19 protein-coding genes are annotated in these 23,768 nt (G+C 56.1%); 14 read left to right on the top strand and 5 right to left on the bottom strand.

Going from position 1 to position 23,768, the window contains the following annotated elements; translation table 11 throughout:
* Window position 1 precedes the first annotated feature (1 nt).
* The 8 genes from LBQ97_07550 to LBQ97_07515 all read left to right on the top strand — a co-directional run bounded on the left by LBQ97_07550 (window position 2) and on the right by LBQ97_07515 (window position 9,188).
* Window positions 2-1,534, top strand: a complete 1,533-nt coding sequence (locus LBQ97_07550) for a sugar ABC transporter ATP-binding protein (protein ID MDR1832565.1) — start codon at window positions 2-4, stop codon at window positions 1,532-1,534.
* Complete coding sequence (locus tag LBQ97_07545) at window positions 1,521-2,561, top strand: ABC transporter permease (protein ID MDR1832564.1); 1,041 nt, start codon at window positions 1,521-1,523, stop codon at window positions 2,559-2,561. Before LBQ97_07550 ends, LBQ97_07545 begins: the two co-directional genes overlap by 14 nt.
* Window positions 2,558-3,580, top strand: coding sequence for a sugar ABC transporter permease YjfF (locus tag LBQ97_07540; GenBank protein ID MDR1832563.1), 1,023 nt, complete (start codon window positions 2,558-2,560; stop codon window positions 3,578-3,580). The genes LBQ97_07545 and LBQ97_07540 overlap by 4 nt, the downstream gene beginning before the upstream one ends.
* 42 nt (window positions 3,581-3,622) lie before the next feature.
* Window positions 3,623-5,146: a hypothetical protein gene (locus LBQ97_07535; protein MDR1832562.1), complete on the top strand. Its 1,524-nt coding sequence runs from the start codon at window positions 3,623-3,625 to the stop codon at window positions 5,144-5,146.
* A gap of 39 nt (window positions 5,147-5,185) precedes the next feature.
* Entirely contained in the window at window positions 5,186-6,031 is an 846-nt protein-coding gene (locus LBQ97_07530; protein ID MDR1832561.1) for a transketolase, read from the top strand.
* Window positions 6,032-6,961 carry a transketolase family protein gene (locus LBQ97_07525; GenBank protein ID MDR1832560.1) on the top strand — a complete coding sequence of 310 codons (930 nt, stop codon included), beginning with the start codon at window positions 6,032-6,034 and terminating at the stop codon, window positions 6,959-6,961. It abuts the gene before it with no gap.
* 65 nt (window positions 6,962-7,026) lie between these two features.
* On the top strand, window positions 7,027-8,496 hold the full coding sequence (araA, locus tag LBQ97_07520) for an L-arabinose isomerase (protein ID MDR1832559.1): 1,470 nt from the start codon (window positions 7,027-7,029) through the stop codon (window positions 8,494-8,496).
* A 29-nt stretch (window positions 8,497-8,525) separates the two neighbouring features.
* Window positions 8,526-9,188 carry an L-ribulose-5-phosphate 4-epimerase gene (locus LBQ97_07515; GenBank protein MDR1832558.1) on the top strand — a complete coding sequence of 221 codons (663 nt, stop codon included), beginning with the start codon at window positions 8,526-8,528 and terminating at the stop codon, window positions 9,186-9,188.
* Here the strand turns inward: LBQ97_07515 and gltB are convergent.
* The 4 genes from gltB to LBQ97_07495 form a co-directional block, all read right to left on the bottom strand.
* Window positions 9,182-13,741, bottom strand: coding sequence for a glutamate synthase large subunit (gene gltB / locus LBQ97_07510; GenBank protein MDR1832557.1), 4,560 nt, complete (start codon window positions 13,739-13,741; stop codon window positions 9,182-9,184). The two genes, LBQ97_07515 and gltB, sit on opposite strands and share 7 nt — an antisense overlap.
* A gap of 207 nt (window positions 13,742-13,948) precedes the next feature.
* Complete coding sequence (locus LBQ97_07505) at window positions 13,949-14,557, bottom strand: putative ABC transporter permease (protein ID MDR1832556.1); 609 nt, start codon at window positions 14,555-14,557, stop codon at window positions 13,949-13,951.
* Between the two features lie 9 nt (window positions 14,558-14,566).
* Window positions 14,567-15,130: a nitroreductase family protein gene (locus LBQ97_07500; protein MDR1832555.1), complete on the bottom strand. Its 564-nt coding sequence runs from the start codon at window positions 15,128-15,130 to the stop codon at window positions 14,567-14,569.
* Window positions 15,121-15,537, bottom strand: a complete 417-nt coding sequence (locus LBQ97_07495; protein MDR1832554.1) for a (deoxy)nucleoside triphosphate pyrophosphohydrolase — start codon at window positions 15,535-15,537, stop codon at window positions 15,121-15,123. Before LBQ97_07495 ends, LBQ97_07500 begins: the two co-directional genes overlap by 10 nt.
* A 195-nt stretch (window positions 15,538-15,732) precedes the next feature.
* On the opposite strand from LBQ97_07495, the gene LBQ97_07490 reads away from it, so the two are divergent.
* Genes LBQ97_07490 through LBQ97_07470 form a run of 5 tightly spaced genes read left to right on the top strand, consistent with a single transcriptional unit; the run spans window position 15,733 to window position 22,388 of the window.
* Window positions 15,733-16,911, top strand: coding sequence for a M20 family metallopeptidase (locus tag LBQ97_07490; protein MDR1832553.1), 1,179 nt, complete (start codon window positions 15,733-15,735; stop codon window positions 16,909-16,911).
* Window positions 16,908-17,993, top strand: a complete 1,086-nt coding sequence (gene mutY / locus LBQ97_07485; GenBank protein MDR1832552.1) for an A/G-specific adenine glycosylase — start codon at window positions 16,908-16,910, stop codon at window positions 17,991-17,993. Before LBQ97_07490 ends, mutY begins: the two co-directional genes overlap by 4 nt.
* 53 nt (window positions 17,994-18,046) lie before the next feature.
* A complete protein-coding gene (locus LBQ97_07480) occupies window positions 18,047-20,029 on the top strand; it encodes a S9 family peptidase (GenBank protein ID MDR1832551.1) in 1,983 nt (660 codons plus the stop codon).
* Between the two features lie 37 nt (window positions 20,030-20,066).
* Window positions 20,067-20,711 carry a site-2 protease family protein gene (locus LBQ97_07475; protein ID MDR1832550.1) on the top strand — a complete coding sequence of 215 codons (645 nt, stop codon included), beginning with the start codon at window positions 20,067-20,069 and terminating at the stop codon, window positions 20,709-20,711.
* A gap of 54 nt (window positions 20,712-20,765) precedes the next feature.
* Entirely contained in the window at window positions 20,766-22,388 is a 1,623-nt protein-coding gene (locus LBQ97_07470) for a Na/Pi cotransporter family protein (GenBank protein MDR1832549.1), read from the top strand.
* A gap of 183 nt (window positions 22,389-22,571) precedes the next feature.
* Here the strand turns inward: LBQ97_07470 and LBQ97_07465 are convergent, their stop codons facing one another.
* Window positions 22,572-23,033 carry a hypothetical protein gene (locus tag LBQ97_07465; GenBank protein MDR1832548.1) on the bottom strand — a complete coding sequence of 154 codons (462 nt, stop codon included), beginning with the start codon at window positions 23,031-23,033 and terminating at the stop codon, window positions 22,572-22,574.
* A 214-nt stretch (window positions 23,034-23,247) separates the two neighbouring features.
* On the opposite strand from LBQ97_07465, the gene LBQ97_07460 reads away from it, so the two are divergent.
* A partial coding sequence (locus LBQ97_07460) for a M20/M25/M40 family metallo-hydrolase (protein ID MDR1832547.1) occupies window positions 23,248-23,768 on the top strand: 521 nt, incomplete at its 3' end.

Below are 23,768 nucleotides of genomic sequence, written 5' to 3'. Positions count from 1 at the left end.
CATGCGAAACGAAATCGCGCTGACCATGCGGGGGATCACGAAGACCTTCCCGGGGGTCGTCGCGCTGAACCGGGTGGATTTTACGCTGCGGAAAGGGGAAATCCACGCGCTGATGGGGGAAAACGGGGCCGGCAAATCGACGCTGATCAAGGTATTGACGGGCGTCTATGCCAAGGACGCCGGAGAGATCCTGCTCGGCGAAAAAAAAGAGCCTCTTGTGATCCGTTCCCCCCTCGAGGCCCAGAACAGGGGGATCAGCACCGTCTATCAGGAGATCACCCTGTGCCCCAATCTCACGGTGGCGGAAAATCTCTTTATCGGGCGGGAACCCCGGAACCGCCTGGGGCTTATTGACTGGAAGACCATGCACGAAAAGGCGGCGGCCCTTTTGGCCGAGCTGAAGATCAATGTGTCGACCCGCGCGCAACTGGACGACTGTTCGATTGCGGTACAGCAAATGATCGCCATTGCCCGGGCTCTGGGGACCGATTGTACCGTGTTGATTCTCGATGAGCCGACGTCTTCCCTGGACGACGGGGAAGTGGAGAAACTCTTTGCTTTGATGCGGGATCTGCGCGACCGGGGCGTCGGGATTATTTTTATCACCCATTTTTTGGAACAGGTCTATGAAGTTTGCGACCGGATTACGGTACTGCGGAACGGGGAGCTCGTGGGGGAATACGCCGTGGAGGAACTGCCCCGGGTACAGCTTGTGGCCCGGATGCTCGGCAAGGAATTTGACGATCTGGCCGCGCTCAAGACCGAATCGACGGAAAACGGCGAAAAAGAAGCGGCCGTTCCCCTGCTGGAAGCGCAAAACCTGGGGAATACCGGCAAGGTCAAGCCCTTTTCGCTCCGGATCAAGGCCGGAGAGATCATCGGCGTCTCGGGCCTTTTGGGCTCGGGTCGAAGCGAACTGGTCCGGGCCATTTACGGGGCCGACAAGCCCGACAGCGGGCGGCTTTTGATCAAAGGGGAGGCCGTCAAAATCAACACGCCTCTGGACGCCATGAAAAACGGCATGGGCTATCTGCCCGAAGACCGGAAACGGGACGGCATTATCCCCGATCTTTCGGTCAGGGAAAATATCATTATCGCTTTACAGGCAAAACGCGGCGTTTTCAAGCCCATGTCGAGCAAAGAATCCGAAGAATTCGCCGATAAGTATATTGATCTCTTGAAAATCAAGACCGCTGACCGGGATACGCCGATCAAAAACCTCTCGGGGGGGAATCAGCAAAAGGTCATTATCGGCCGCTGGCTTTTGACCAATCCCGCCTACCTGATCCTCGACGAACCCACCCGGGGCATTGACATCGGCACAAAGACGGAAATCCAGAAGCTGGTGCTGTCTCTGGCCAAAGAAGGCATGAGCGTCACGTTCATTTCCTCGGAAATCGAGGAAATGCTCCGGGTATGCTCGCGAATGGCCGTCATGCGGGACGGACAGAAGGTCGGCGAACTGTCGGGGGACGATTTGTCCCAGGAAAAAATCATGAACACCATCGCGGGAGGCGCCTATGAAGCTTCATGAATTGTGGAGGAAAATCATCAAATTCAGGTTGTTTTTTCCGCTGCTCTGTCTCGGCATCGTGCTTCTCTCCAATCTCGTCCAGCATCCGGATTTTTTTAGCGTTTCCGTTCGAAACGGCGTTCTGTACGGCTATATCATCGACGTCGTCAACCGCTCGTCGGAGCTGGTGATCCTTGCCGTGGGGATGACGCTGGTGACGGCGTCCTCGGGCGGTCAGGACATCAGCGTGGGGGCCGTCATGGCCGTTTCCGGCGCGGTCTGCTGCCAGATTCTCTCGGGCGGCGGCACTTCCGTCACGGAATTTCAAAATCCGCTGATTCTGGCGCTTGTGGCGGCTTTGGCGGCGGCGACGCTCTGCGGGGCCTTCAACGGTTTCCTCGTGGCGAAGCTGGGGATCCAGCCCATGGTGGCGACGCTGATCCTCTTTACCGCGGGCCGGGGCATCGCCCAATTGGTGACCCGGGGCCAGATCACCTATATCCGGGTCCCCGCCTACCGGATTCCCGGCGGCTATATTCCGGGGATCCCGATCCCGACGCCGATCTTTTTCGCGATCGGTACGCTGATTGTCGTGGCCCTTCTGCTGAAACGGACGGCCATCGGTCTTTTCATTGAGACCGTGGGCATCAACAGCAGCGCGGCCCGCCTCGTGGGTCTCAACTCAACACGGATAAAATTTGTATGTTATATCATCTGCGGCCTTCTTTCGGGCATCGCGGGTTTTGTGGCCTCGAGCCGGATTTACTCCGCCGACGCCAACAACATCGGGCTGAATCTGGAAATGGACGCCATTTTGGCCGTGGCTCTCGGCGGGAATATCCTGGGCGGGGGAAAATTCACCCTCGTCGGCTCCTGCATCGGGGCCGTGACAATCCAGTCCTTAAGCACGACTCTTTACGCCATGAACGTGTCCGCCGACCAGCTGCCGGTCTACAAGGCCATTGTGGTCATCGCCATTGTGGTCCTGCAGAGCGAGACCTTCCGGAACGCGATCACGCAGCTCAGGAAAAAGGAGGCCCGCGCATGAAACTTTTCGGAATCAAAAAACCGGGCAATACCACGTTCCTGATCCTTGTGACGATCGGCCTTTTCGCGCTTATGTATCTGGCGGGGATGATCGTCTTCGGCGACAGGGGTTTCGCGAAACCCCAGATGTTTCTGAACCTCTTTATCACCAACGCCGGCCTGATTTCCATCTCTTGCGGGCTGACCATCGTCATGATCACCGGGGGCATCGATATTTCCGTGGGCTCTGTCGTGGGCCTCATCTGCATGGCGGCGGCCTGGAGCATGGAAAAAAAGGGCGCTTCGCCCTATGCGGCCATCGTCCTCTCGCTTGTGATCGGCCTCGCTTTCGGCGTGATTCAGGGTTTCCTGATCTCCTATTTGAATATTCAGCCCTTTATCGTCACCCTCGGCGGCCTTTTCTTCGGACGCGGCATGACGGCCGTCATCAGCCAGGACATGATTTCGATCAAAAATCCGACGTTCCTGGCCTGGGCAAAATATAAAATCAACCTGCCCGATTTTCTCGGGTCCGTCAATAAAAGAGGGATCCTCGTCAAATCCTACATTTATCCGACCGTGATCATCGCGCTTTTGATCGTGGTTCTCGTCATTATCCTGCTCAAATATACAAAATACGGAAGATCCCTGTACGCCATCGGCGGCAACGCCCAGAGCGCGTCCATGATGGGCCTCAATGTCCGGCGCAACCGCTTTTTCGCCTATGTGCTGAGCGGCTGTCTCGCGGGGGTCGGCGGTTTTCTCTTCGCGCTCAACAGCTGCGCGGGCTTTGTGGAGCAGGCCAGGGGACTGGAAATGGACGCGATTTCCTCGGCGGTTATCGGCGGAACCTTACTCTCGGGCGGGATCGGCAACCCCGTCGGAACCCTCTTTGGCGTTCTCATCAAAGGGACGATCTCCAGTCTCATTACGACCCAGGGGACGCTCTCCAGCTGGTGGGTGCGCATCATGCTGTCGCTACTGCTCTGTTTCTTTATTGTTCTGCAAAGTATTATCACAAAAAGAAAACAAAAATCTTGAAACCGTCGGAAATCATGTTATAATAAAACAAGGAGTGATCGTATGGCTGTACTCGGGATAGAACTGGGCTCGACAAGAATCAAGGCCGTCCTGATCGAAGGATCGGGGCGTCAGTTGGCGTCGGGGACCTGGGACTGGGAAAACAAATGGGAAGGCGGATACTGGACTTATGACTTGGGCGAAGTCTGGAAAGGCCTCGCGGGCGCTTACGCCGATTTGAAAAAAAATCTCGCGGTTCCCGCACAGATTGAAGCCATCGGCATATCGGCCATGATGCACGGCTATCTGGCCTTTGACCGCGAGGGGAAGTTGCTTGCGCCCTTCCGGACGTGGCGGAACACGACGACGGCCCGGGCGGCCGAAGAGCTGACGGCTCTTTTTGGCTTCAACATCCCCCAGCGTTGGAGCATTGCCCATCTGGGGCAGGCCATCCTCGACGGCGAGCCCCATGTGAAGGAAATCGCCTTTTTGACGACGCTGGCGGGCTATGTGCACTGGCGGCTGACCGGGGAAAAAGTCCTGGGGGTCGGCGACGCCTCGGGCATGTTTCCGCTCTCCGAAGGAAAATACAACGCCGGTATGCTGGCGAAATTTGACGCCGCTTACAATCCGGGCTTTGCGCTCGAAAGCGTCCTGCCGAAGATTCTCTCGGCCGGAGACGGGGCCGGTTGTCTGAGCGCCGAAGGAGCGAAACTCCTGGATCCCGCGGGAGAGCTCCCGGCGGGAATTCCGCTCTGTCCCCCCGAAGGGGACGCGGGGACCGGAATGGCCGCCACAAACGCGGTCCGGCAAAGGACAGGGAACATCAGCGCGGGGACATCGGTTTTCGCCATGATTGTGCTCGAAAAGCCCCTTTCCAAAGTCCACCCCGAGATTGATCTCGTGACGACGCCCGACGGCGCCGACGTGGCCATGGTGCATTGCAACAACTGCACGGCCGATATCGACGCCTGGGCCGCTGTTTTTTCAGAATTACTGGAAGCGGCGGAGAAGCCTTGCGACAAAAATATCGTCTACGGGATCTTGTATGAAAAAGCGCTTCAAGGCGCGCCCGACGCCGGGGGACTGCTCTCGTACAACTATTTGTCGGGGGAGCCCGTGACCGGATTTATCGCGGGCAGGCCTCTTCTGGTCCGGAAACCCGAAAGCGTCTTTACGCTTTCAAATTTCTGCCGGAATCTCATCTGGTCGGCTGTGGCGACGCTCAAAATCGGTATGGACATCCTCTCGGCCGAAGGCGTCAAAGTCGAAAAGCTTTTGGGTCACGGCGGGCTCTTCAAGGCCGGAAATACCGGGCAAAAGCTGATGGCCGCGGCCCTCGGGACCCCGGTTGCCGTCATGGAATCGGCCGGAGAGGGGGGCGCCTGGGGCATAGCCCTTTTGGCCCTGTATATGCTCAATCGCGGCGAATCCTCGCTGGCGGACTGGCTGGAACAGACCATATTTTCCCGAAACAAAAGCGCGGTGGCGGAACCCGGGGAGGCGGACGCCCGGGGCTTTGCAAAGTGGCTTGAAACCTACAAAAGCGGCCTTGCCATAGAAGAAGCCGCGGTCAAGGTGTTTTAAACGTTAATCAGCAAATGAAACCTGAAGGAGGCAATACCCATGGAACACGCGGAACAAGGGATGTGGCAGGGACTTGCGGACAAGGCCCTCAGCATCAGACGATCGATTGTGGAGATGATTACGGAGGCAAAATCCGGCCATCCCGGCGGATCCCTCTCCATCGTGGAGATTTTGACGGCGCTTTATTTCAAGGAAATGCGGATCGATCCCGCGGACCCGAAAAAAGAAGGGAGGGACCGCTTTGTATTGTCCAAGGGACACGCGGCGCCGGCCCTTTACGCCACACTGGCAGAACGGGGCTATTTTCCCAAAGACAAGCTCAATTCCCTTCGCAAATACGGTTCGATCCTGCAAGGGCACCCCGACATGAAAAAGGTCCCGGGCGTGGAAATCTCCACGGGCTCTCTGGGACAGGGTCTGGCCGTCGCCAACGGCATGGCCTTGAACGCCAAATTGCGCAAAGAGGACTACCGGGTGTATGTGATGCTCGGAGACGGCGAGAGTCAGGAGGGGGAGGTCTGGGAAAGCGCCATGACCGCCGCTCATTACAAGCTCGACAACGTCTGCGCCTTTACGGACAGCAACAATCTCCAGATCGACGGCAACGTCAGCGACATCATGGGCGTAGCGCCCCTCGATAAAAAGTGGGAAGCTTTCGGCTGGCATGTGATCGTGATCGACGGCCACGACTACGGGCGGATTTTCGAAGCGCTCGCCGAGGCGAAGAAGACAAAGGGAAAACCGACCATGATTATCGCCAATACCGTCAAGGGAAAGGGCGTGTCCTTTATGGAAAACGTCTGCGGATTCCACGGGATGGCGCCCACGAAGGAAGAAGAAGAAAAGGCCCTGGCGGAACTTCAGGGCAAAGGCGGGGTGGTATAAATGAGCAAAAAAGCGACGCGTCAGGCCTACGGCGAGGCTTTGGCCGAACTGGGCGCGAAAAATCCCCGGGTCGTCGTCCTGGACGCCGATCTCACAAAATCCACAAAAACGAATATTTTCCAGAAAGCCTTTCCCGAAAGACATTTCAATATGGGCATTTCCGAAGCCGATATGATGGGAACGGCGGCGGGACTGGCCACTTGCGGCAACGTGGTCTTCGCTTCGACTTTCGCCATATTCGGCGCGGGGCGGGCCTTTGAGCAAGTGCGGAACACCATCGCCTATCCGGCCCTCAACGTCAAGGTGGCCGTGACCCACGCGGGGATTTCCGTGGGGGAAGACGGCGGATCCCACCAGTCCGTGGAGGATATTGCCCTCATGCGGGCCATCCCCAATATGGCCGTATTGGTCCCCGCCGACGCCGTGGAGACGCGGCAAATGATCTTAGCCGCCGCGGAATATCCCGGGCCCATGTATATCCGCATGGGACGCCTCGACGTCGAGACGATCTTTGACGAGGGGACTTACGAATTCCGCCTGGGGAAGGCCAACGTCCTGACCGAAGGAAAAGACGCCGCGGTGGTGTCCACGGGTCTTATGACCCAGGAGGCTCTGAAGGCCCAAAAAATACTGGCTGAGGAAAATATCCACATCCGGGTCCTCCATATGGGGACGATCAAGCCTCTGGACAAAGAGGCGCTGCTTGCGGCCGCAAGGGAGACAAAATTTGTCGTGACGGCCGAGGAACACAGCGTTATCGGCGGTCTGGGCGGCGCGGTGGCCGAATTTTTGAGCGAAGCGCTGCCGACAAAAGTGATCCGCATCGGGATCAACGATGAATTCGGCCAGAGCGGCGGCGCCTGGGAGCTTCTGGAAAAATACGGCCTTTGCGCCGAAAATATCGTCAAAACCGTAAAGGAAAATATGTAAGCGTAATTTGCAAGAACGGTTCCCCTGACGGGGAACGGCGATCTCATTTGTAGCGGAGGGAAAGCATGACAATAAAGGAGTATAAATTCTGGTTTGTGGCGGGAAGCCAATTCCTCTACGGCGAGGAAACTTTGAAACAGGTGAAGAAAAACTGCGAAGTCATTGTGGCCGAACTCAACAAAAGCAAAAAAATCCCCTGCGGGATTGAATTTAAGACCATTGTGGTCACCAATGAAAGCGCGACGAAAATTGTCAAAGAAGCCAATTACGACGACAGCTGCGCAGGCATTATCACATTCTGCCATACCTTTTCGCCGTCCAAGATGTGGATCAACGCCCTCGTTGGCCTGCAAAAGCCCTGGTTGCACTTCCACACGCAATTCAACGAGGAAATCCCCAACGAAGCCATCGATATGGACTATATGAATCTGCATCAATCGGCCCACGGAGACAGGGAGCACGGTTTTATCGGGGCAAGGCTCCGGACGCCGCGCAAAGTCGTCGCGGGCTACTGGAAGAACCCAGCGGTGCAGGAAAAAATCGGCAAATGGCAGCGTTCCGCTGTCGGCGCCGCCCTGTCCAAGGCCCTCAAAGTGGTTCGCTTCGGCGACAACATGCGGGAAGTGGCCGTGACCGAAGGGGATAAAGTGGGCGTGCAGGCCAAACTGGGCTGGCAGGTCAACACCTTTCCCGTGGGGGAACTTGTCGAATACATGGAGGCCGTCAGCGAAAAAGAGCTGAACGCGAAACTCAAAGAATACAAGGAAAAATACAATTTCGACCAAAAAGGCGACGAAACGGTCCGCTATCAGGCCCGGGAAGAGATCGCGATCCTGAAGATCCTCGGGCGGGAAGGGGCCAAAGCCTTTTCCAATACGTTCCAGGATCTCTACGGCATGAAGCAGCTGCCGGGGCTGGCGACGCAGAATATTATGGCGGCCGGCTACGGCTACGGCGGCGAAGGGGACTGGAAAGTCTCGGCCATGACGGCCATCGTCAAGGGCATGACCGAAGATCTCAAGGGCGGGACCTCCTTTATGGAAGATTATACTTACGATCTCAAAAACGGAATCTCGCTGGGCGCGCATATGCTAGAAGTCTGCCCGACGCTGGCGGCGGGAAAAGTCCGGATCGAGACCCACCCGCTGGGCATCGGCGACAGAGAACCGCCGGCCCGCCTCGTTTTCGAGGGAAAAGCGGGACCCGCCGTCGTCGCGAGTCTCATCGACATGGGCGGCCGCCTGCGGCTCATCGTACAGGATATTCTCTGCGTGAAACCTTCCCAGACCATGCCCAATCTGCCGGTGGCCAGGGTCATGTGGAAGCCCCTGCCCGACCTCGAGCGGGGCGCGGAATGCTGGATATTAGCCGGAGGGGCCCATCATACGGTCCTGAGCTATGACGTGGACGCGGAAATCCTCCGGGATTGGGCGCGGATCATGGAGATTGAATTTGTCTATATCAACGAAAAAACCGAGCCCGAAACCTTTGAAAAAGAGCTTCTGATCTCGGATATGGTCTGGAGAAACCAATGAAAGGAATGGACAACATCAGCGAAGATAAGCTGCGGGAGCTGCGGCAAAGCGTCTGTGAGGCCAATTTGTCGCTGCCCCGCTACGGTCTTGTGACCTTTACCTGGGGCAATGTCAGCGCCATCGACCGCCAAAGCGGCCTTGTGGTCATCAAGCCCAGCGGCGTGGAATATGATGACCTGCGGCCCGAAGATATGGCCGTCGTGGATCTTTCCGGGAATCATTTGGCGGGAAAAAAGCCCTCCAGCGACACGGCGACCCATTTGGAGCTGTACCGGAATTTTCCCGGCGCGGGCGGCGTCGTTCACACCCATTCCCGCTGGGCCACGATCTTTGCTCAGATGAAAAAAGGCGTCCCCGCCCTGGGGACAACCCACGGCGATTATTTTTACGGGGAAATCCCCTGTACGCGACTCATGACGCCCGCGGAAATCGCGGGTCCCTATGAAAAAAACACCGGAATGGTTATTGTGGAAACCTGCAAGAACCCCGATGAGATTCCGGCGGTTCTTGTGGCGTCCCACGGCCCCTTTGCCTGGGGGAAGGACGCCTTTGAAGCCGTCCACAACGCCGTGGTTCTTGAGGAAGTGGCCTTTATGGCCTGGCATTGCGGGAATACGCCGCCCATGCAGCAAGAGCTTCTGGACCGGCATTATTTGCGAAAACACGGGAAAAACGCCTATTACGGTCAGTAAGCCAGCTTGTAAAAGGCCTCGATATGGGCCTGTTCCCGGGTCAGCCCCTTTTCCGTCATCCGGGCGATGGCCTGGATCATCCGGTTGTAGTCGTCGGGCACGATTTTTTTGAAACGGGGCAGCCAGGCGGAAAAATCCCCGAGAATTTCCTTTCCTCTTTCGGAGCCCGTAAGCGCCGTGTGTTCCTCGATGAGTTCCCGTAAAAGCGCCTCGTCATATTTGGACTCCACTTTGAAGGCCGAGGCCATCTCCTTGTTCAGCTTTCTGTAGAGATCCCCCCGTTCATCGAGAACAAAGGCCGCGCCGCCGCTCATCCCGGCGGCGAAATTTCTACCGACGGGCCCAAGAATAACCGCGACGCCGCCGGTCATGTATTCGCAACCGTGATCGCCGACGCCTTCCACTACGGCCGTCGCCCCCGAATTCCGCACGCAGAACCGTTCCCCGGCCAGTCCGTTGATGAAGACCTTGCCGGCCGTCGCGCCGTAGAGCGCGACGTTTCCCGCGATGACATTTTCATTAGCCGCGAATTTTGAGGCTTTCGGGGTAATCAGGATGATCTTTCCGCCCGAGAGCCCCTTTCCGAGATAATCATTGGCGTCCCCGGTCAATCGCAGCGTCAATCCCTGCGGAATGAAGGCGCCGAAGCTCTGGCCGCCCGCGCCGTCGCAGCGGATCGTAAACGTATCCTCCGGCAGCGTGTCCTGACCGAAGCGTCTTGTGATTTCCGAGCCGAAATTCGTCCCGAAGGCTCTGTCCGTATTCCCCACTTTGATGTCTATGGTCTTGGGGGAACCGTCCGTCAGGGCGTCGGCGAATTTTTTCAAAAGCGTTCTTTCGTCGGCGGTTTTTTCCAGATGAAAATGGAATTTTTGCCTCTCGCGCGCTTCTTTGTTTGTCTTTCGGGCGCTCTCTTTCTTCCCGCGAATAAAGTCCAGCGCGTCGCCGTTTTCGAGAATTCCCGACAAATCCACAAGGCCCTTTCTTCCCGGCCTTTCTTTTTTGCGCGCGAAAAGCAAATCGCAGCGTCCCACGAGATCCTCCACGCTGGCGATGCCCAATTTTGCCATGATTTCCCGCAGTTCCCGGGCCACAAAGCGCATGTAATTCATCACGTATTCCGCTTTTCCCTTGAAACGTTTCCGGAGCTCCGGGTTTTGGGTCGCGACGCCGAAGGGGCATTTGTCCGTATGGCATATTTTCAACATCATGCAGCCCAGCGCGACCAGGGGGGCCGAGGTAAAGCTGAAGATTTCGGCGCCCAGCATGGCGGCCACGGCCACATCCCTTCCGGTCAGGAGCTTTCCGTCGGTTTCCAGCCGGACCCTTCCCCGCAGTCCGTTGCGGACGAGGGCCTGATGCGCTTCCGATATGCCCAGTTCCCAGGGGAGCGCCGCGTTGAAAATGGAGCTTTTCGGCGCGGAACCCGTGCCGCCGTCATAGCCGCTTATGAGAATGCCCTGAGCGCCGCATTTGGCGACCCCCGCGGCCACGGTGCCCACGCCCACTTCCGCGGCCAGTTTTACGCTGATGTCGGCGTATTTGTTGGCGTTTTTCAGATCAAAGATCAGCTGGGCCAGATCCTCGATCGAATAAATATCGTGATGGGGCGGCGGCGATACCAGCGGGACCCCCGTTGTGGAATGCCTTGTTTCCGCGATCCAGGGGTAGACTTTTTTGCCGGGGAGCTGTCCCCCTTCTCCGGGTTTCGCGCCCTGGGCCATTTTGATCTGGATCTCCCTTGCGCTGACGAGATATCGGGACGTGACGCCGAATCTGCCCGAAGCGATCTGCTTGATGGCGGAAGCCCGGTTTCTTCCGTCGGCGTCGGGGAAATTCCGCTCTTCCCTTTCGCCGCCTTCGCCGCTGTTGGACATGCCGCCCAGGGTATTCATGGCAACGGCGATGGCCTCGTGGGCTTCCTGGGAAATGCTGCCGTAAGACATGGCCCCGGTCCGGAAGCGCTTGACGATGGACTCCTCCGACTCCACTTTATCCAGGGGAATCCCCCGTTTGGGATAGCGAAAATCCATTAAATCCCGCAAGGTGACGTCCCGGTTTTCCTGATGAATTTCCCGGGAAAACGCGCGGAATTTTTCATAATCCCCTTCCCGGGCGGATTCTTGCAGCAGTTTGATCGTTTCGGGGTTGAACAGATGCTCCTCGTTTTCTTTTTTAACGGGCACGGGCAGGATTTTTTCCTCCCCGGCGGGCGCGTCGAAAACCTTGCTGTGCAGGAGATCCGTTTCCTTCGCGATGTCTTCGAGGGTGACGCCGCCGATCCTGCTGGCCGTTCCCGTAAAGTATCGGTCGATCACGTCGGGAGATATGCCGACGGCTTCGAAAATTTGCGCGCCCAGATAGGACTGTATGGTGGAGATGCCCATTTTCGAAGCGATTTTAATAATGCCGTTTAAGACCGCTTCCCGGTAGTCTTCCACGGCGGCGTAAAATTCTTTGTCCAGCAGGCCTCTTTCCACCATCTCTTCGATGGCGTCAAAGGCGAGATAGGGGTTGATGGCCGAAGCGCCATAGCCCAAAAGCGTCGCGAAATGGTGGACGTCCCGGGGTTCTCCCGACTCGATGACAATGGCCACGGACACCCGTTTTTTCGTCCGGACGAGATATTGGTGAACCGCCGAGACCGCCAGCAGCGAGGGAATCGCCACATGATTCTCGTCCACGTCCCGGTCGGACAGGATCAGGAGCACGGCGCCGTCCCGCCAGGCTTTGTCGATGGTCACAAACAAATTCTCCAGAGCCTTTTCCAGCGAAGAGCTTTTGTAATAGGTGATCGGGATCGTTTCGGATTTCAGCCCCTTGTCCGCAAGGTTTCGAAGCTTCAGCATATCGAAGTTTGAGAGCACCGGATTTTCGATTTTCAGCACATTGCAATTGGTTTCCTTTTCCGTCAGGAGGTCGCCGTCCTTGCCGATATAGACGAGCGGAGAGGTCACGATTCTTTCCCGGATCGCGTCTATGGGCGGATTGGTCACCTGGGCGAACAATTGCTTGAAATAATTGAAAAGAGGCTGATACTTTGGCGAGAGGACCGCCAGAGCCGTGTCGACGCCCATGGAACCCGTCGGTTCCTTGCCGTCCCGGGCCATGCTCAAGATGGCGCCGGTATATTCTTCATAGGTGTAGCCGAAATTCTTTTGCAGTTTGAGTCGCATTTCCGGGGAATAGCGGGGGATGCGCGCGTTGGGGAGCTTTTGTTTTTTGAGCTCCACGAGGTTGTTGCAGAGCCATTCGCCGTAGGGCTGTCTTGCGGCGTACAGTTGTTTCAAATGGCCGTCGGCGATCAATTCCCCTTTTTTCGTATCGATCAAGAGCATCTGACCCGGCCGTATTTTTTCCTTTTGCAGGACTTTTTCCGGGGCCACGGGCAGCACGCCCACTTCCGAGGAAATGATCACATCGCCGTTTTCCATCCGATAGTAGCGGGAAGGCCGGAGTCCGTTCCGGTCGAGCACGGCCCCCAAAACATCCCCGTCGCAAAAAAGAACAAAAGCGGGCCCGTCCCAGGGCTCCAGCAGCGTCGCGTAATATTCATAAAAGTCTTTGACTTCCTGCGACATGGTCCTGTTGTAATACCAGGGTTCCGGAACCGTAATCATGACGGCCATGGGGAGCGGAACGCCGTTCATCATCAGAAATTCCAGCGTGTTGTCGAGCATGGCCGTGTCCGAACCGCCCGGCGTCACGACCGGATAGATCTTGTGAAACTGCTCCCGCAACGCTCCTCCGTACATGGAATCTTCCCGGGAGAGCATCTTGTTGGCGTTTCCCTGGATCGTATTGATCTCCCCGTTGTGCACGATCAGGCGATAAGGATGCGCTCTCTCCCAGCTGGGGTTCGTATTCGTACTGAAGCGCGAATGGACGATACAAAGGGCCGTCTCATAGTCCGGGTCTTGCAGGTCTTTGTAGAATGTGCGCAACTGGCTTACGAGGAACATGCCCTTGTAGACGAGGGTTCTGCTCGAAAGGGAAACAATATAGGTATTGTCGTTGCTTTTCTCGAAAACCCTGCGGATCACATAGAGGACGCGGTCAAAGGCGAGACCGGGGTCGGTATTGGCAGGCTTCCGGATGAATCCCTGCATAATGCAGGGCATGCATTCCCGGGCGCGGGCCCCAAGAACATAGGGCGCGACGGGAACTTCCCGCCATCCGGCGAAGGCGCAGCCCTCCTTTTCCGTGATGATCTCGAACATCTTTTTCGCCTGTTTTTTCAAGATTTCGTCCCGCGGAAAAAAGAACATGCCGACGCCGTATTCCCCGGCGTCGCCGATAGAAAGGCCCGCTTTTTTACAGATTTTGGAAAAGAAACGATGTGATATCTGAAACATGATGCCGACGCCGTCGCCCGTCTCCCCGGCGGCGTCTCTCCCCGCGCGGTGATCCAGATTTTCTAGGATGTCCAGGCAGTCGGACACGATGCGGTGGGATTTGTTCCCGTAAATGTTGACGATGGCGCCGATCCCGCAACTGTCATGCTCCAAGACCGGCCCGTACAAATTCCTGCGATTATGATACTCCTCTGTCATTGCTGATTCCCCCTTCGGTTTACAAAAATCAGGATATCGCGGGGACACCTGATTTTTCAAAAAAAACGGTAAAATATTACCGTAAAGTATAACCGATTTCGGGGGATTTGTAAAGAAAAAATTGTATTGATGTACTAAAAATATAATACTCTATCTTTTTTCAAACAATTTATATTATTTTAATCGAATTTGTTCCGAAAGTTGACACTATCGCTCTTTCTTCTCCATAATCCCCGGATGCTTGACGAGATCGGGAAACCAGGCCGTCGTCACGACCGAGGCCGTAAAATCCAGCAAAATGATCGCGAAAAGAGCCGACGCCGTTTTCTTTTGCACGGGGATCGAAAAGCGGTCCAGCAGGCGTTTCCCCAAGGGCTGGACCGTATAAAACAGAAACGTTCCCCCGGCCGCGAAAATAAAACTCGGCTTCGGGGCGATTCGTCCCTCGAAATTCATCCAGAGGGCCGAATAATCCCAAAGCACGAGGCCGAAGAGATTTTCGGTGATGTAGCTTCCGACGAGTTCCGCCAGCGTGGCCAGAACGCCGATCAGAAAGAAGACTGCCACAGGCCGGATATTGAAGCCGCGAAGCCTGCAAGAGTCTCCGATCAGAAAAGTAACGGCCAGCATGATGACGACGGCGCCGAAGCCGTAGATGGGGATCCAGGGGCCGAAATTGAAGCCCCGGTTCACAAAGCGCTGTTCCCGAACGGAAAAAAGGACCGTCTCATAGATCCAGCCCAGAAAGGCGTAGAGCATGTAGAGATAAAAATACATCCTGAGTTCGTATTTGATCCTGTTTTCCGCGACGCGCACCGGACCTCCTTATTTCCAGAAAATGATTTCCGGTTTTTTCCGGAGAGGCGGCGGGGGCGCAACGGCCGGATAGCCCAGCATGATCGGGGCCACCGCTTGATTTTCCTCGGCGACGCCGAAGCGTTTTTTGACGTCGGGCTCGTTGAGATACTGGATCGCAAAGCCGCAGAAGCAAGAGCCCAGGCCCATGTCATGGGCCGCCAGCATGACGTTCTGGGACGCGATATAGCAATCCCCCACGGCGTTGGGGCCGCTTTGGTATTTGGCGTAGATCGTGAGCAGACAGGGCGCGTTGTAAAATACCCGGTATTCGGGATTGGAAAGCGTCTCCCGGTATTTTTGCAAATTGGGGATTCTGTCCAGATTGCCCAAAAGATAGGCCTTGATTTCTTGTGATAATTGATATAATTTATCTGTATTTTCAATTACGGAAAAGGCCCAGGGCTGCGCGTTGGATCCACTGGGGGCCCAGATAGCCGCCTCAATCAGTCGCTCGATCACTTCTTTGGGGACGTTCTTGTCCAGATAATTCCGGATGGACCGCCTTTGCGCGATCGCTTCGTTTAATTCCATGTTCCCTCCAGAAAACTCTTTTTGATTTTTTTGATGACGGGACCGTCGGCCGGCACCCAGTCCAGCTTGTCCAGCCCTTCGGGTTCGACCCAGGCGCAGTCTTTGTGGACCGTGAGCTTCAAGGGTCCATAGTCTTCGCACGTACAGCGATAGGTTTTCATGTGCAGCAAAAAATCGGGGTACTGATGGGAAATCGTGACAAAAAGGGGGCCCACCGAGACCCCGAGGTTCAATTCCTCCCGGATCTCACGGACAAGGGCCGCTTCGGGGGTTTCTCCGGCTTCGATTTTTCCGCCGGGAAACTCGTAACGAAACGACATCCACGCCTTGTTTTCCCAACCCCTGCGCGCGCAGAGGATCTTCCCATCCCGTTCCAAAATTCCCGCCGCTACGTATATCTCCTTCATCTGACAACGCTCCTTCATGTAATATCCCCGACCCCGATCCGTCAGAGCCGGGACCCTACTCCTATTATACCCGCATTTGTCCCAAAAGGCAAAAAAATTTTGACGCTTTTTTGCCTGAAATCTATTCATTTTCCTTGCGCGATATGTTATAATCAAAGGACGCGGAACAAATCCAACATCACAAGGAGGAGGGACATGAAAGAAAAACTGACGGAGCTTTTTGACGCCTATCTGGGGGATTTCCAAAAACTGAACGAATATCTCTACGAAAATCCGGAGCTGGGTAACCGTGAATTCAAGGCCGCCGCGGCTCATCAAGGGCTTCTGGAAAAATACGGCTTCACGGTGGAGGGAAATTTCTGCGGTCTTCCGACGGCCTTCAAGGCCGTATGGACCGCGGGGAAACCGGGTCCCCGGATCGCCTTTCTCGCCGAATACGACGCCCTTCCGGCCATCGGCCACGGCTGTGGGCACAATATTCTGGGCGTCGCCAGCGACGCGGCGGCTATCCTGTGCAAAGAGGCCCTGGGAAATGATTTTCCGGGGGAAATCTGGCTGGTCGGTACGCCCGCCGAAGAAACGGACGGGGCCAAGGTGCACATGGCCAAAAAAGGCGCCTTTGACGGACTCGACGCCGCCATGATCGCCCACCCCGACTCCGAAGCCCACTACAAGACGGGGACCTCGGCGGCCATGGAGGCCATCCGTTTCACGTTCCGGGGCAAAACCGCCCACGCGGCGGCGGCCCCCTGGGAGGGGATCAACGCCCTTGACGCCGTCATCACCATGTTTAACGCCGTAAACGCCCTCCGTCAGGAGACGCCTACGGCCGCAAGAATCCACGGCGTTATCTCCGAAGGCGGCAAGGCGGCCAACATCATCCCCGATCTGGCCGTCGCGGATTTTTATGTGCGGGCCCCGAAACTGTCCGTCTTGAATCCCCTCGTGGAAAAAGTGAAGAACTGCGCCCGGGGGGCGGCCCTCGCAACGGGCGCGACGCTCTCCATGGAAAATTACGAGGCCAGCTTTGCCGATCTTATGACCAACGGGACGCTCAGCGACGTCTATGAGAAAAATCTGCGGGAATTGGGCGTGACGGATATCCGATCGAAGAATTTCTCGGGTTCCACCGATGTCGGCGACGTCAGCCACCGCTGCCCCACCATCCATCCGGAATTTCCGCTGACGACGACCCATCTTACGGCCCACAGCGTGGAAATGGCGCGGGCCACCCTGACGCCCGAAGCCTACAAGGGCATGAAGGAAGCGGCGGTCGCCATGGCCCTCACGGCCCTTGACTTGATCCGGGATCCCCAACTGCTGAAGGCCGTCCGGGCGGAATTTGAAAAAGCCCGGGCAGAGGCCGGGGAATGACGCCCGAAGTCACAAAACGGCTCTGCGCCTGGTACGCGAAAAACGCCCGGGAACTCCCGTGGCGGCAAACCCGGGACCCTTACGCCGTCTGGCTTTCGGAGATCATGCTCCAGCAAACCCGAGTGGAGACCGTGATTCCCTACTATGAGCGCTTTTTGAGGGCGCTCCCGGATCTCCGGGCTTTGGCGGAGGCGCCGGAGAACCGGCTGCTGAAACTCTGGGAGGGTCTCGGCTATTACAGCCGGGCCAAAAATCTGCAAAAAGCCGCGCGAATGATCGTGGACAAATTTGCCGGAGCATTCCCAAAAGATCCGGCGACATTGGAAAAACTGCCGGGAATCGGGCGCTATACGGCGGGAGCCCTCGCTTCCATCTGCTTTGATCTGCCCGCGCCCGCCGTGGACGGCAACGTGCTCAGGGTGGTCGCGAGGCTGACGGCTTTGACCGGATCCGTCGATGCGCCTGAAGTCAAAGAGGCGGTTATGGAAGCCCTGGGGAAAATTTACCCCGCGGGGGGTCAGGGCAAATGCGGGACATTCACCCAGAGCCTTATGGAATTGGGGGCCCTCGTCTGCCTGCCGAGGGGAGAGCCCCTTTGCGCCGCCTGTCCGCTGGCGGATCTCTGCGCGGCGAAAAAATCGGGAAAGCCCATGGATTTTCCCCGCAAATCCCCGAAAAAAGACAAGCGGGAACAGGAGCTGACCGTCTTGATCCTTGAGGTTGAAGGCAAATATCTGATCCGGAAACGGCCCGCCGAAGGACTTTTGGCAGGACTCTGGGAATTTCCCAACGCCGCCGGCTTTCTGGAGGGGGCGGCTCTCGTGAAGCTCATCAGAGATCTGGGATTCGCGCCGCTTGAAGCGGGAAACATCCTGAAAGCGCGACACGCGTTTACCCACGTGCGCTGGCGCATGGCGGCCCGCGCCATCAAATGCCGCCCCATCCGGGGAAGAAAGCGGCCGGAAGGCCTGGTCGCCGTCACGGCCGGAGAATTGGGCGAAAAATACGCCCTCCCCACCGCCTTCCGGAAACTGCTGCCCCTCATAGAAAGTACTTCTCAAAAGAGCCGAATTGTGGTATAATCATCGTGTATGGAACGCGCATAAAACGAAGCGCCACATAAAGGAGGAACATTTTGGAAAAACTACAATTGAGGGATTTCCTGCGCTACAAATTTTTATCGAATCTGGAATTCGCGCCCGACGGAGAGCACGGCGCCTTCGTGGTCCACGAAAGCGACGAGGGGGAAAATACCTACCGCTCCAATATTTGGCTTTTGGATCGCAAGACAAAGGGCATCGCCCAGCTGACGGCCATGGAAGGGGAAAAATCCTTTATCTGGCTTGACGACGAGACGATTCTTTTCAAGGCCAACCGCGACAAAGCCATCACGAAAAGAATCGAAGAGGGCGAGACCTGGACTTCATATTACGCCATCAGCATCAAGGGCGGCGAGGCCCAGAAGTATATGGATATTCCGCTGACGGTCTTTTCGCTGAAGGCCATAGACCGGGACAATTTCGTGATTCTCGCCGAATATGACCGGAACGGCGGGGCTTTGAACGGCCTTACGGGCGAGAAAAGAAGCGAGGCCGCGGCCAAATTCAAAGAAGACAAAGATTATGAAGTTTTGGACGAGCTTCCCTTCTGGAGCAACGGAGAGGGCTTTACCAACGGGAAAAGAAAGCGGCTCTATGTCTGGAACCGGATCAAACAGACGGCGACCCCGGTGACCGGCGAACGTTTTTACCTTAGGACCTGGAACGCCGAAGGCGGAAAGATCCTTTTTTCGGGCTGCGAATTTTCCGGGAAATTGCAGCAAACCGGCGGCATTTACCAGTACGATATCCGCAGCCGGAAGACGACGGAACTGCTCCCCGACAAGGACTATATGGTGGAATTCGCCGAATTCATGGGAAACGACGTGATCTGCGGGCTCGCCACCGGCGAGCGCTACGGGCTCAACGAAAATCCGCATTTTTACCTGATCAAAAACAAAAAGCCTGTCCTTTTGAAGACTCACGACAGCGGCATGTGCAATTCCGTGGGTTCCGACTGTCGTCTTGGCGGCGGGACGGCCTTCCGGGTCGTCGGCGACCTGCTGTATTACGAGGTGACGTCCCACAAGAGTTCGTTCCTCTACTCCATTGACCGCAAGGGCAACGAAACCTGCCATACGGCTGACAAGGGCTCCGTGGACTGTTACGCCCTGGCCAAAGGAGAGATTTTCTTTATCGGACTGCGGGGCGACCGCCTGCAGGAACTCTATACGGTCAAAAATGGAAAAGAAAAGCAGCTTACGTTTTTCAACGAGGAAATCATTCAGACAAAGCGGATCATTACGCCCAAAGCGCTCAACTGCAAGAGCGGCGATGTGGAAATCGAAGGCTGGGTGCTGCTCCCCGCGGGATACGACCCTTCGAAAAAATATCCCGGAATACTCGACATTCACGGGGGCCCCAAAACAGTCTACGGAGAGACGTTCTTCCATGAAATGCAAGTCTGGGCAAATCTCGGCTACTTCGTGTTCTTCTGCAATCCGAGGGGCAGCGACGGACGCGGCGACGCCTTCGCCGATATCCGCGGCAAATACGGGACCATCGACTATGAGGATCTCATGGCCTTTACGGACGCCGTACTCAAAGCCTATCCGCAGATTGACCCCAAGCGCCTCGGCGTTACGGGCGGCTCCTACGGCGGGTATATGACCAACTGGATCATCGGCCACACGGACCGCTTCAAGTGCGCGGTCTCCCAGCGGAGCATCGCCAACTGGGTGTCCAAGTTCGGCGGGACCGATATCGGCTATTATTTCAACGCCGATCAGAACCAGTCGACGCCCTGGATAAATCACGACAAACTTTGGTGGCATTCGCCCATGAAATACGCCGATCAGGCCAAGACCCCGACGCTCTTCATCCATTCGGTGGAAGATTATCGCTGCTGGCTCGCCGAAGGGATCCAGATGTTTACCTCGCTCCGCTATCACGGCGTCGAGGCCAGGCTCTGCATGTTCCGCGGGGAAAATCACGAGCTGTCCCGGGGCGGCAAACCCAAACACCGGATCCGGCGGCTTGAGGAAATGACGGCCTGGTTCAATAAATATCTAAAAAAATAGAGTAAAAAAGTGATTGATTAAAGGAAGAAGGTTTTCCATGCAATCCATTTGGAGCGTTTTTCAATATCTCCCCGGGGTGATTACGGGCTTTACGATCCACGAGTTTTCCCACGCATGGACCGCCAACCGCCTCGGCGATCCCACGGCGAGACTTCAGGGCAGAATGTCCCTTAATCCGGTCCGGCACCTGGACAAGACGGGCTTTTTGCTCCTGCTCCTGACCGGATTCGGCTGGGCGAAGCCCGTGCAGTTCACAGAGGAAAACCTCGGTCATCCCAAAAGGGACAAGGCGCTGATCGCGCTGGCGGGGCCCCTTTCCAACATCGTCTTTGCCCTTTTGATTCTCGTCTCGGTAAAATTTTTGCTGAGACGAGAGGCGGTAACGGCTTTTTTGCGGCGGAATCTCTCCTACGACGCCATCGTCTTCACGGTGGACCTCGTATTGCGGACGGCCGCCGTCAACCTCGGCATGGCTTGCTTCAACCTGATCCCGATTCCGCCTCTGGACGGGAGCCGGATCTTTCTCTCGGGCTTTGATTTTTCGCCCGTTACGGAAGCGAAAATCACCCGGGCGGGGGGACTCTTGCTCCTTCTCATCATTCTGGCGGAACGGGTTTTTGATATCCATATCATCAATTTCAGCCGCTTTATCGGCTGGCTTTTTCAGCTCGTGCTCATGTAGGGCGGGGCGGGCGGCCTTGCGGCGCGTTATGATTTTTGATCAACAGGAGGTTTTGTGGTAACGGGTATTATTTTAAAAGTCATCGGCGGTTTGGGTTTGTTCCTGTACGGCATGGAGAATATGTCGGGCGGAATGCGGAAACTGGCGGGATCGAAACTCAAAAAGATCCTCGCGACCCTGACGTCAAATCCCCTGATGGGGATTCTCGTCGGCATTTTTATTACGGTTCTCGTGCAGTCGTCGTCGGTTTCGACCGTGATGACCGTGGGCTTTGTAAACGCGTCGCTTTTGACGATCAAGCAGGCCCTGGGCATTATCCTCGGCGCCAATATCGGAACGACGGTGACCGGCTGGATTCTCATCCTGTCCGTGGGCAAATACGGATTGCCGATTATCGGCTTTTCCGCCATCGCCTGGATGATTTTGAAATCCGACCGGGCCAAGATCGTGGCGTCTACGGTTATGGGCTTCGGCTTTATCTTTTTCGGCCTGCAGACCATGAGCGACGGCATGAAGCCGCTCCGGGATCTGCCGGAATTTGTGCGGCTCTTCCGGCTCTTTCAGGCCGATTCCTATTTCGGGGTCCTCAAAGCGGCCTTTGTGGGGGCCATCCTCACGGGGATCGTGCAGTCTTCGGCGGCGACATTGGGGATCACCATCATGTTCGCCAACCAGGGACTGATCGATTTTCCCACGGGCGCTGCCCTCGTCTTGGGGGAAAATGTGGGGACAACGGTGACGGCGCTCCTCGCTTCATTCAATACGAACGCCAACGCCAAGCGCGTGGCGCTGGCCCATACGATTTTTAACGTCACCGGAACGCTGTGGGTGACGGCCATCTTCCGCTATTACCTGCGGATCATCGGCGTCGTGGCCGATCCAGCGGTCTCTGTGGAAAGGGCCATCGTCATGTCCCATTCGCTGTTCAACGTATTCAACGTGCTGATCTTTACGCCCTTCCTGGGACCTTATTCCAAATTTCTCGAGAAAATCATCAAAGACAAAAAAGAAGAGGTCGTCCGCGTCACGAAGCTCAACAAGCTCATGTTGCGGGTCCCCTCGGTCGTTGTGTCACAGACGAAGCTGGAAGTCCTTGAAATGGGCGCGCGGATCAAGGCGCTGTTTCCGGCCCTTGACGATATTTTCCACCGCAGGGAGAATGTCGACGCGCAGCTGAAGCTGATTGAGGATACCGAAGAATTGCTCGATCTCTATGAAAAGGAGATCTCGGATATCAATTTCGCCATGCTGAACAAAGAGCTCGACGGGGCCCTCGTACAGGAGACCCGGGGCAATCTGGTCACCACGGACGAATACGAGACCATCAGCGACTATCTCGACCGGGTCGCCAAGGAAATCAACAAGCTGCGGGACGACGAGCTTGTCCTCTCCGACGGCAACCGGCAGGTGTTGATTACAATCAACTCCATGGTGGCGCAGTATTTCGACAAAATCTACGCGGCCTACGACAAGAAGCAGATTCAGACGTTTATCAACGCGATCCAGGACTATGAGGAAATCAAGTTCGTGTACCGGGAAGGGAAGACGGAACACTTCTCCGGCGACCACGGCGACATCCCCTCAAAGCTCAGCGTCGGGTATATCGATATTCTGAACTACTACCGCAGAGCCTGTGATCATATTTACAATGTGATTGAACATTTCGCACAGTTATGACCGGTGATTGCGGTGATTGGCATGAATACATGATAAACTGTGATTAAAATGATTACACGGGTTACATGAGCAAATTGGTATATTTTTAGTTAAGGTATCTTGATTGAAGGAGTGGCTTATCCGGCTTTTCGGATTTTCCGCTCCGTGTCCGGCGGCATGGGCCGTTTTTTTATTCGCCGTTTTTTATTCCTCTTTTGATTTGCACTCTTTTTTGTAGCGTTCGAGGGCTTCCCCGTAGGTTTCTGCTTCTCCGGACAGCAGATAGACAATGGCGGAAAGGTCCACCGCTTCGGTATCAATAAGGTTTTTGGCTTCGTCTATGTTTGCCGCGTCCCCGGTTTCCACAAGGGTCCAGTAATATTCGTACATGTCGTCACAGCACAGGGGGCAGGGGCGATAGCTTTCTTCGGCGATCTCCGCGTCCAGGGGGAATACGACGGGGGATCCCGCGAGGCGGGGACATTGGGGGTCGCAATGGTAGATCCGGTCCGTGGGGACGACATAAACGCGGCTGCCGTCGCCGAACGCGTCGTCAAAACGACGCGGCGGTTTTTTGCCGTCTCTCCCTTTTATCCGCTCTTGATCTTCGTCTTCATCCCAGGGGGCGTCTCCGAAGAGAATTCCTTTCATAAATGTCGTTTTCACCATTCCTCCTTGCGGTTATAATACAGTATACCCCGTTTTCGCGGGAAAGCAAGAGGGACGGCGGGAGAATTTTATTGTAATTTCGGCCGGATATGGTATAATGCCTGTAGAGACGCAATGCCTTGCGTCTCCATGGCCGCGTTTTTAACCCGGACATGGGGGGAACACGATTCTGACCTGTCGCAGGGAATTTGATATAAGGAGAAAAATAAAAATGAAAGAAAAAATGTACGCGTTAGCGGACAAATACTACGACGACATCGTCGGGACAGCGCAAGAAATGCTGCGTATCAAGAGCACCTCGGGGGAAGAGGGGGAATTGGCGCGCTATACGGCGGATAAAATGAAAGAACTGGGCTATGACGACGTGAACATCGACGCCGCCGGAAACGTGCTCGGCTGCGTGCGGGGGACGGGCGGCGGCAAATCCCTCATGCTCAATTGCCACCTGGACACCGTGGAAGAAGGCGACGAAGCCCTGTGGAAATACGGCCCCAGGAGCGGCGCCCTAGCTGAAGGAAAACTCTGGGGGCGGGGCGCTTCCGATACGAAAGGCCCTTTCGCGATCCAGGTCTGGGTCCCGGCCATTCTCAAGAAGGAAGGCCTTCTCCCCAAGGGGGACCTCTGGGTGACCGGCGTCGTCCATGAAGAGACAAGCGGCCTCGGGGCCACCGCCATGGTCAAAGACGGCTTTCACACGGATTTTGCCATCTCCGGCGAGGCCACGGAAAACGA

Source organism: Fusobacteriaceae bacterium, from assembly GCA_031272775.1.
In the GTDB taxonomy this organism is placed as follows: Bacteria; Fusobacteriota; Fusobacteriia; order Fusobacteriales; family Fusobacteriaceae; genus JAISST01.
Note: the sequence above shows the minus strand (reverse complement) of the source record. Positions and strands in the feature narration are given on the sequence as shown.

Bases quoted from the DNA above. Each gene is read 5' to 3' on its own strand.
- mutY (MDR1832552.1), top strand. From the start codon at position 16,908: ATGACGCCCGAAGTCACAAAACGGCTCTGCGCCTGGTACGCGAAAAAC.
- LBQ97_07530 (MDR1832561.1), top strand. From the start codon at position 5,186: ATGGAACACGCGGAACAAGGGATGTGGCAGGGACTTGCGGACAAGGCC.
- LBQ97_07525 (MDR1832560.1), top strand. From the start codon at position 6,032: ATGAGCAAAAAAGCGACGCGTCAGGCCTACGGCGAGGCTTTGGCCGAA.
- LBQ97_07490 (MDR1832553.1), top strand. From the start codon at position 15,733: ATGAAAGAAAAACTGACGGAGCTTTTTGACGCCTATCTGGGGGATTTC.
- LBQ97_07545 (MDR1832564.1), top strand. From the start codon at position 1,521: ATGAAGCTTCATGAATTGTGGAGGAAAATCATCAAATTCAGGTTGTTT.
- LBQ97_07475 (MDR1832550.1), top strand. From the start codon at position 20,067: ATGCAATCCATTTGGAGCGTTTTTCAATATCTCCCCGGGGTGATTACG.
- LBQ97_07500 (MDR1832555.1), bottom strand. From the start codon at position 15,130: ATGGAATTAAACGAAGCGATCGCGCAAAGGCGGTCCATCCGGAATTAT.
- LBQ97_07495 (MDR1832554.1), bottom strand. From the start codon at position 15,537: ATGAAGGAGATATACGTAGCGGCGGGAATTTTGGAACGGGATGGGAAG.
- LBQ97_07535 (MDR1832562.1), top strand. From the start codon at position 3,623: ATGGCTGTACTCGGGATAGAACTGGGCTCGACAAGAATCAAGGCCGTC.
- gltB (MDR1832557.1), bottom strand. From the start codon at position 13,741: ATGACAGAGGAGTATCATAATCGCAGGAATTTGTACGGGCCGGTCTTG.
- LBQ97_07550 (MDR1832565.1), top strand. From the start codon at position 2: ATGCGAAACGAAATCGCGCTGACCATGCGGGGGATCACGAAGACCTTC.
- LBQ97_07540 (MDR1832563.1), top strand. From the start codon at position 2,558: ATGAAACTTTTCGGAATCAAAAAACCGGGCAATACCACGTTCCTGATC.
- araA (MDR1832559.1), top strand. From the start codon at position 7,027: ATGACAATAAAGGAGTATAAATTCTGGTTTGTGGCGGGAAGCCAATTC.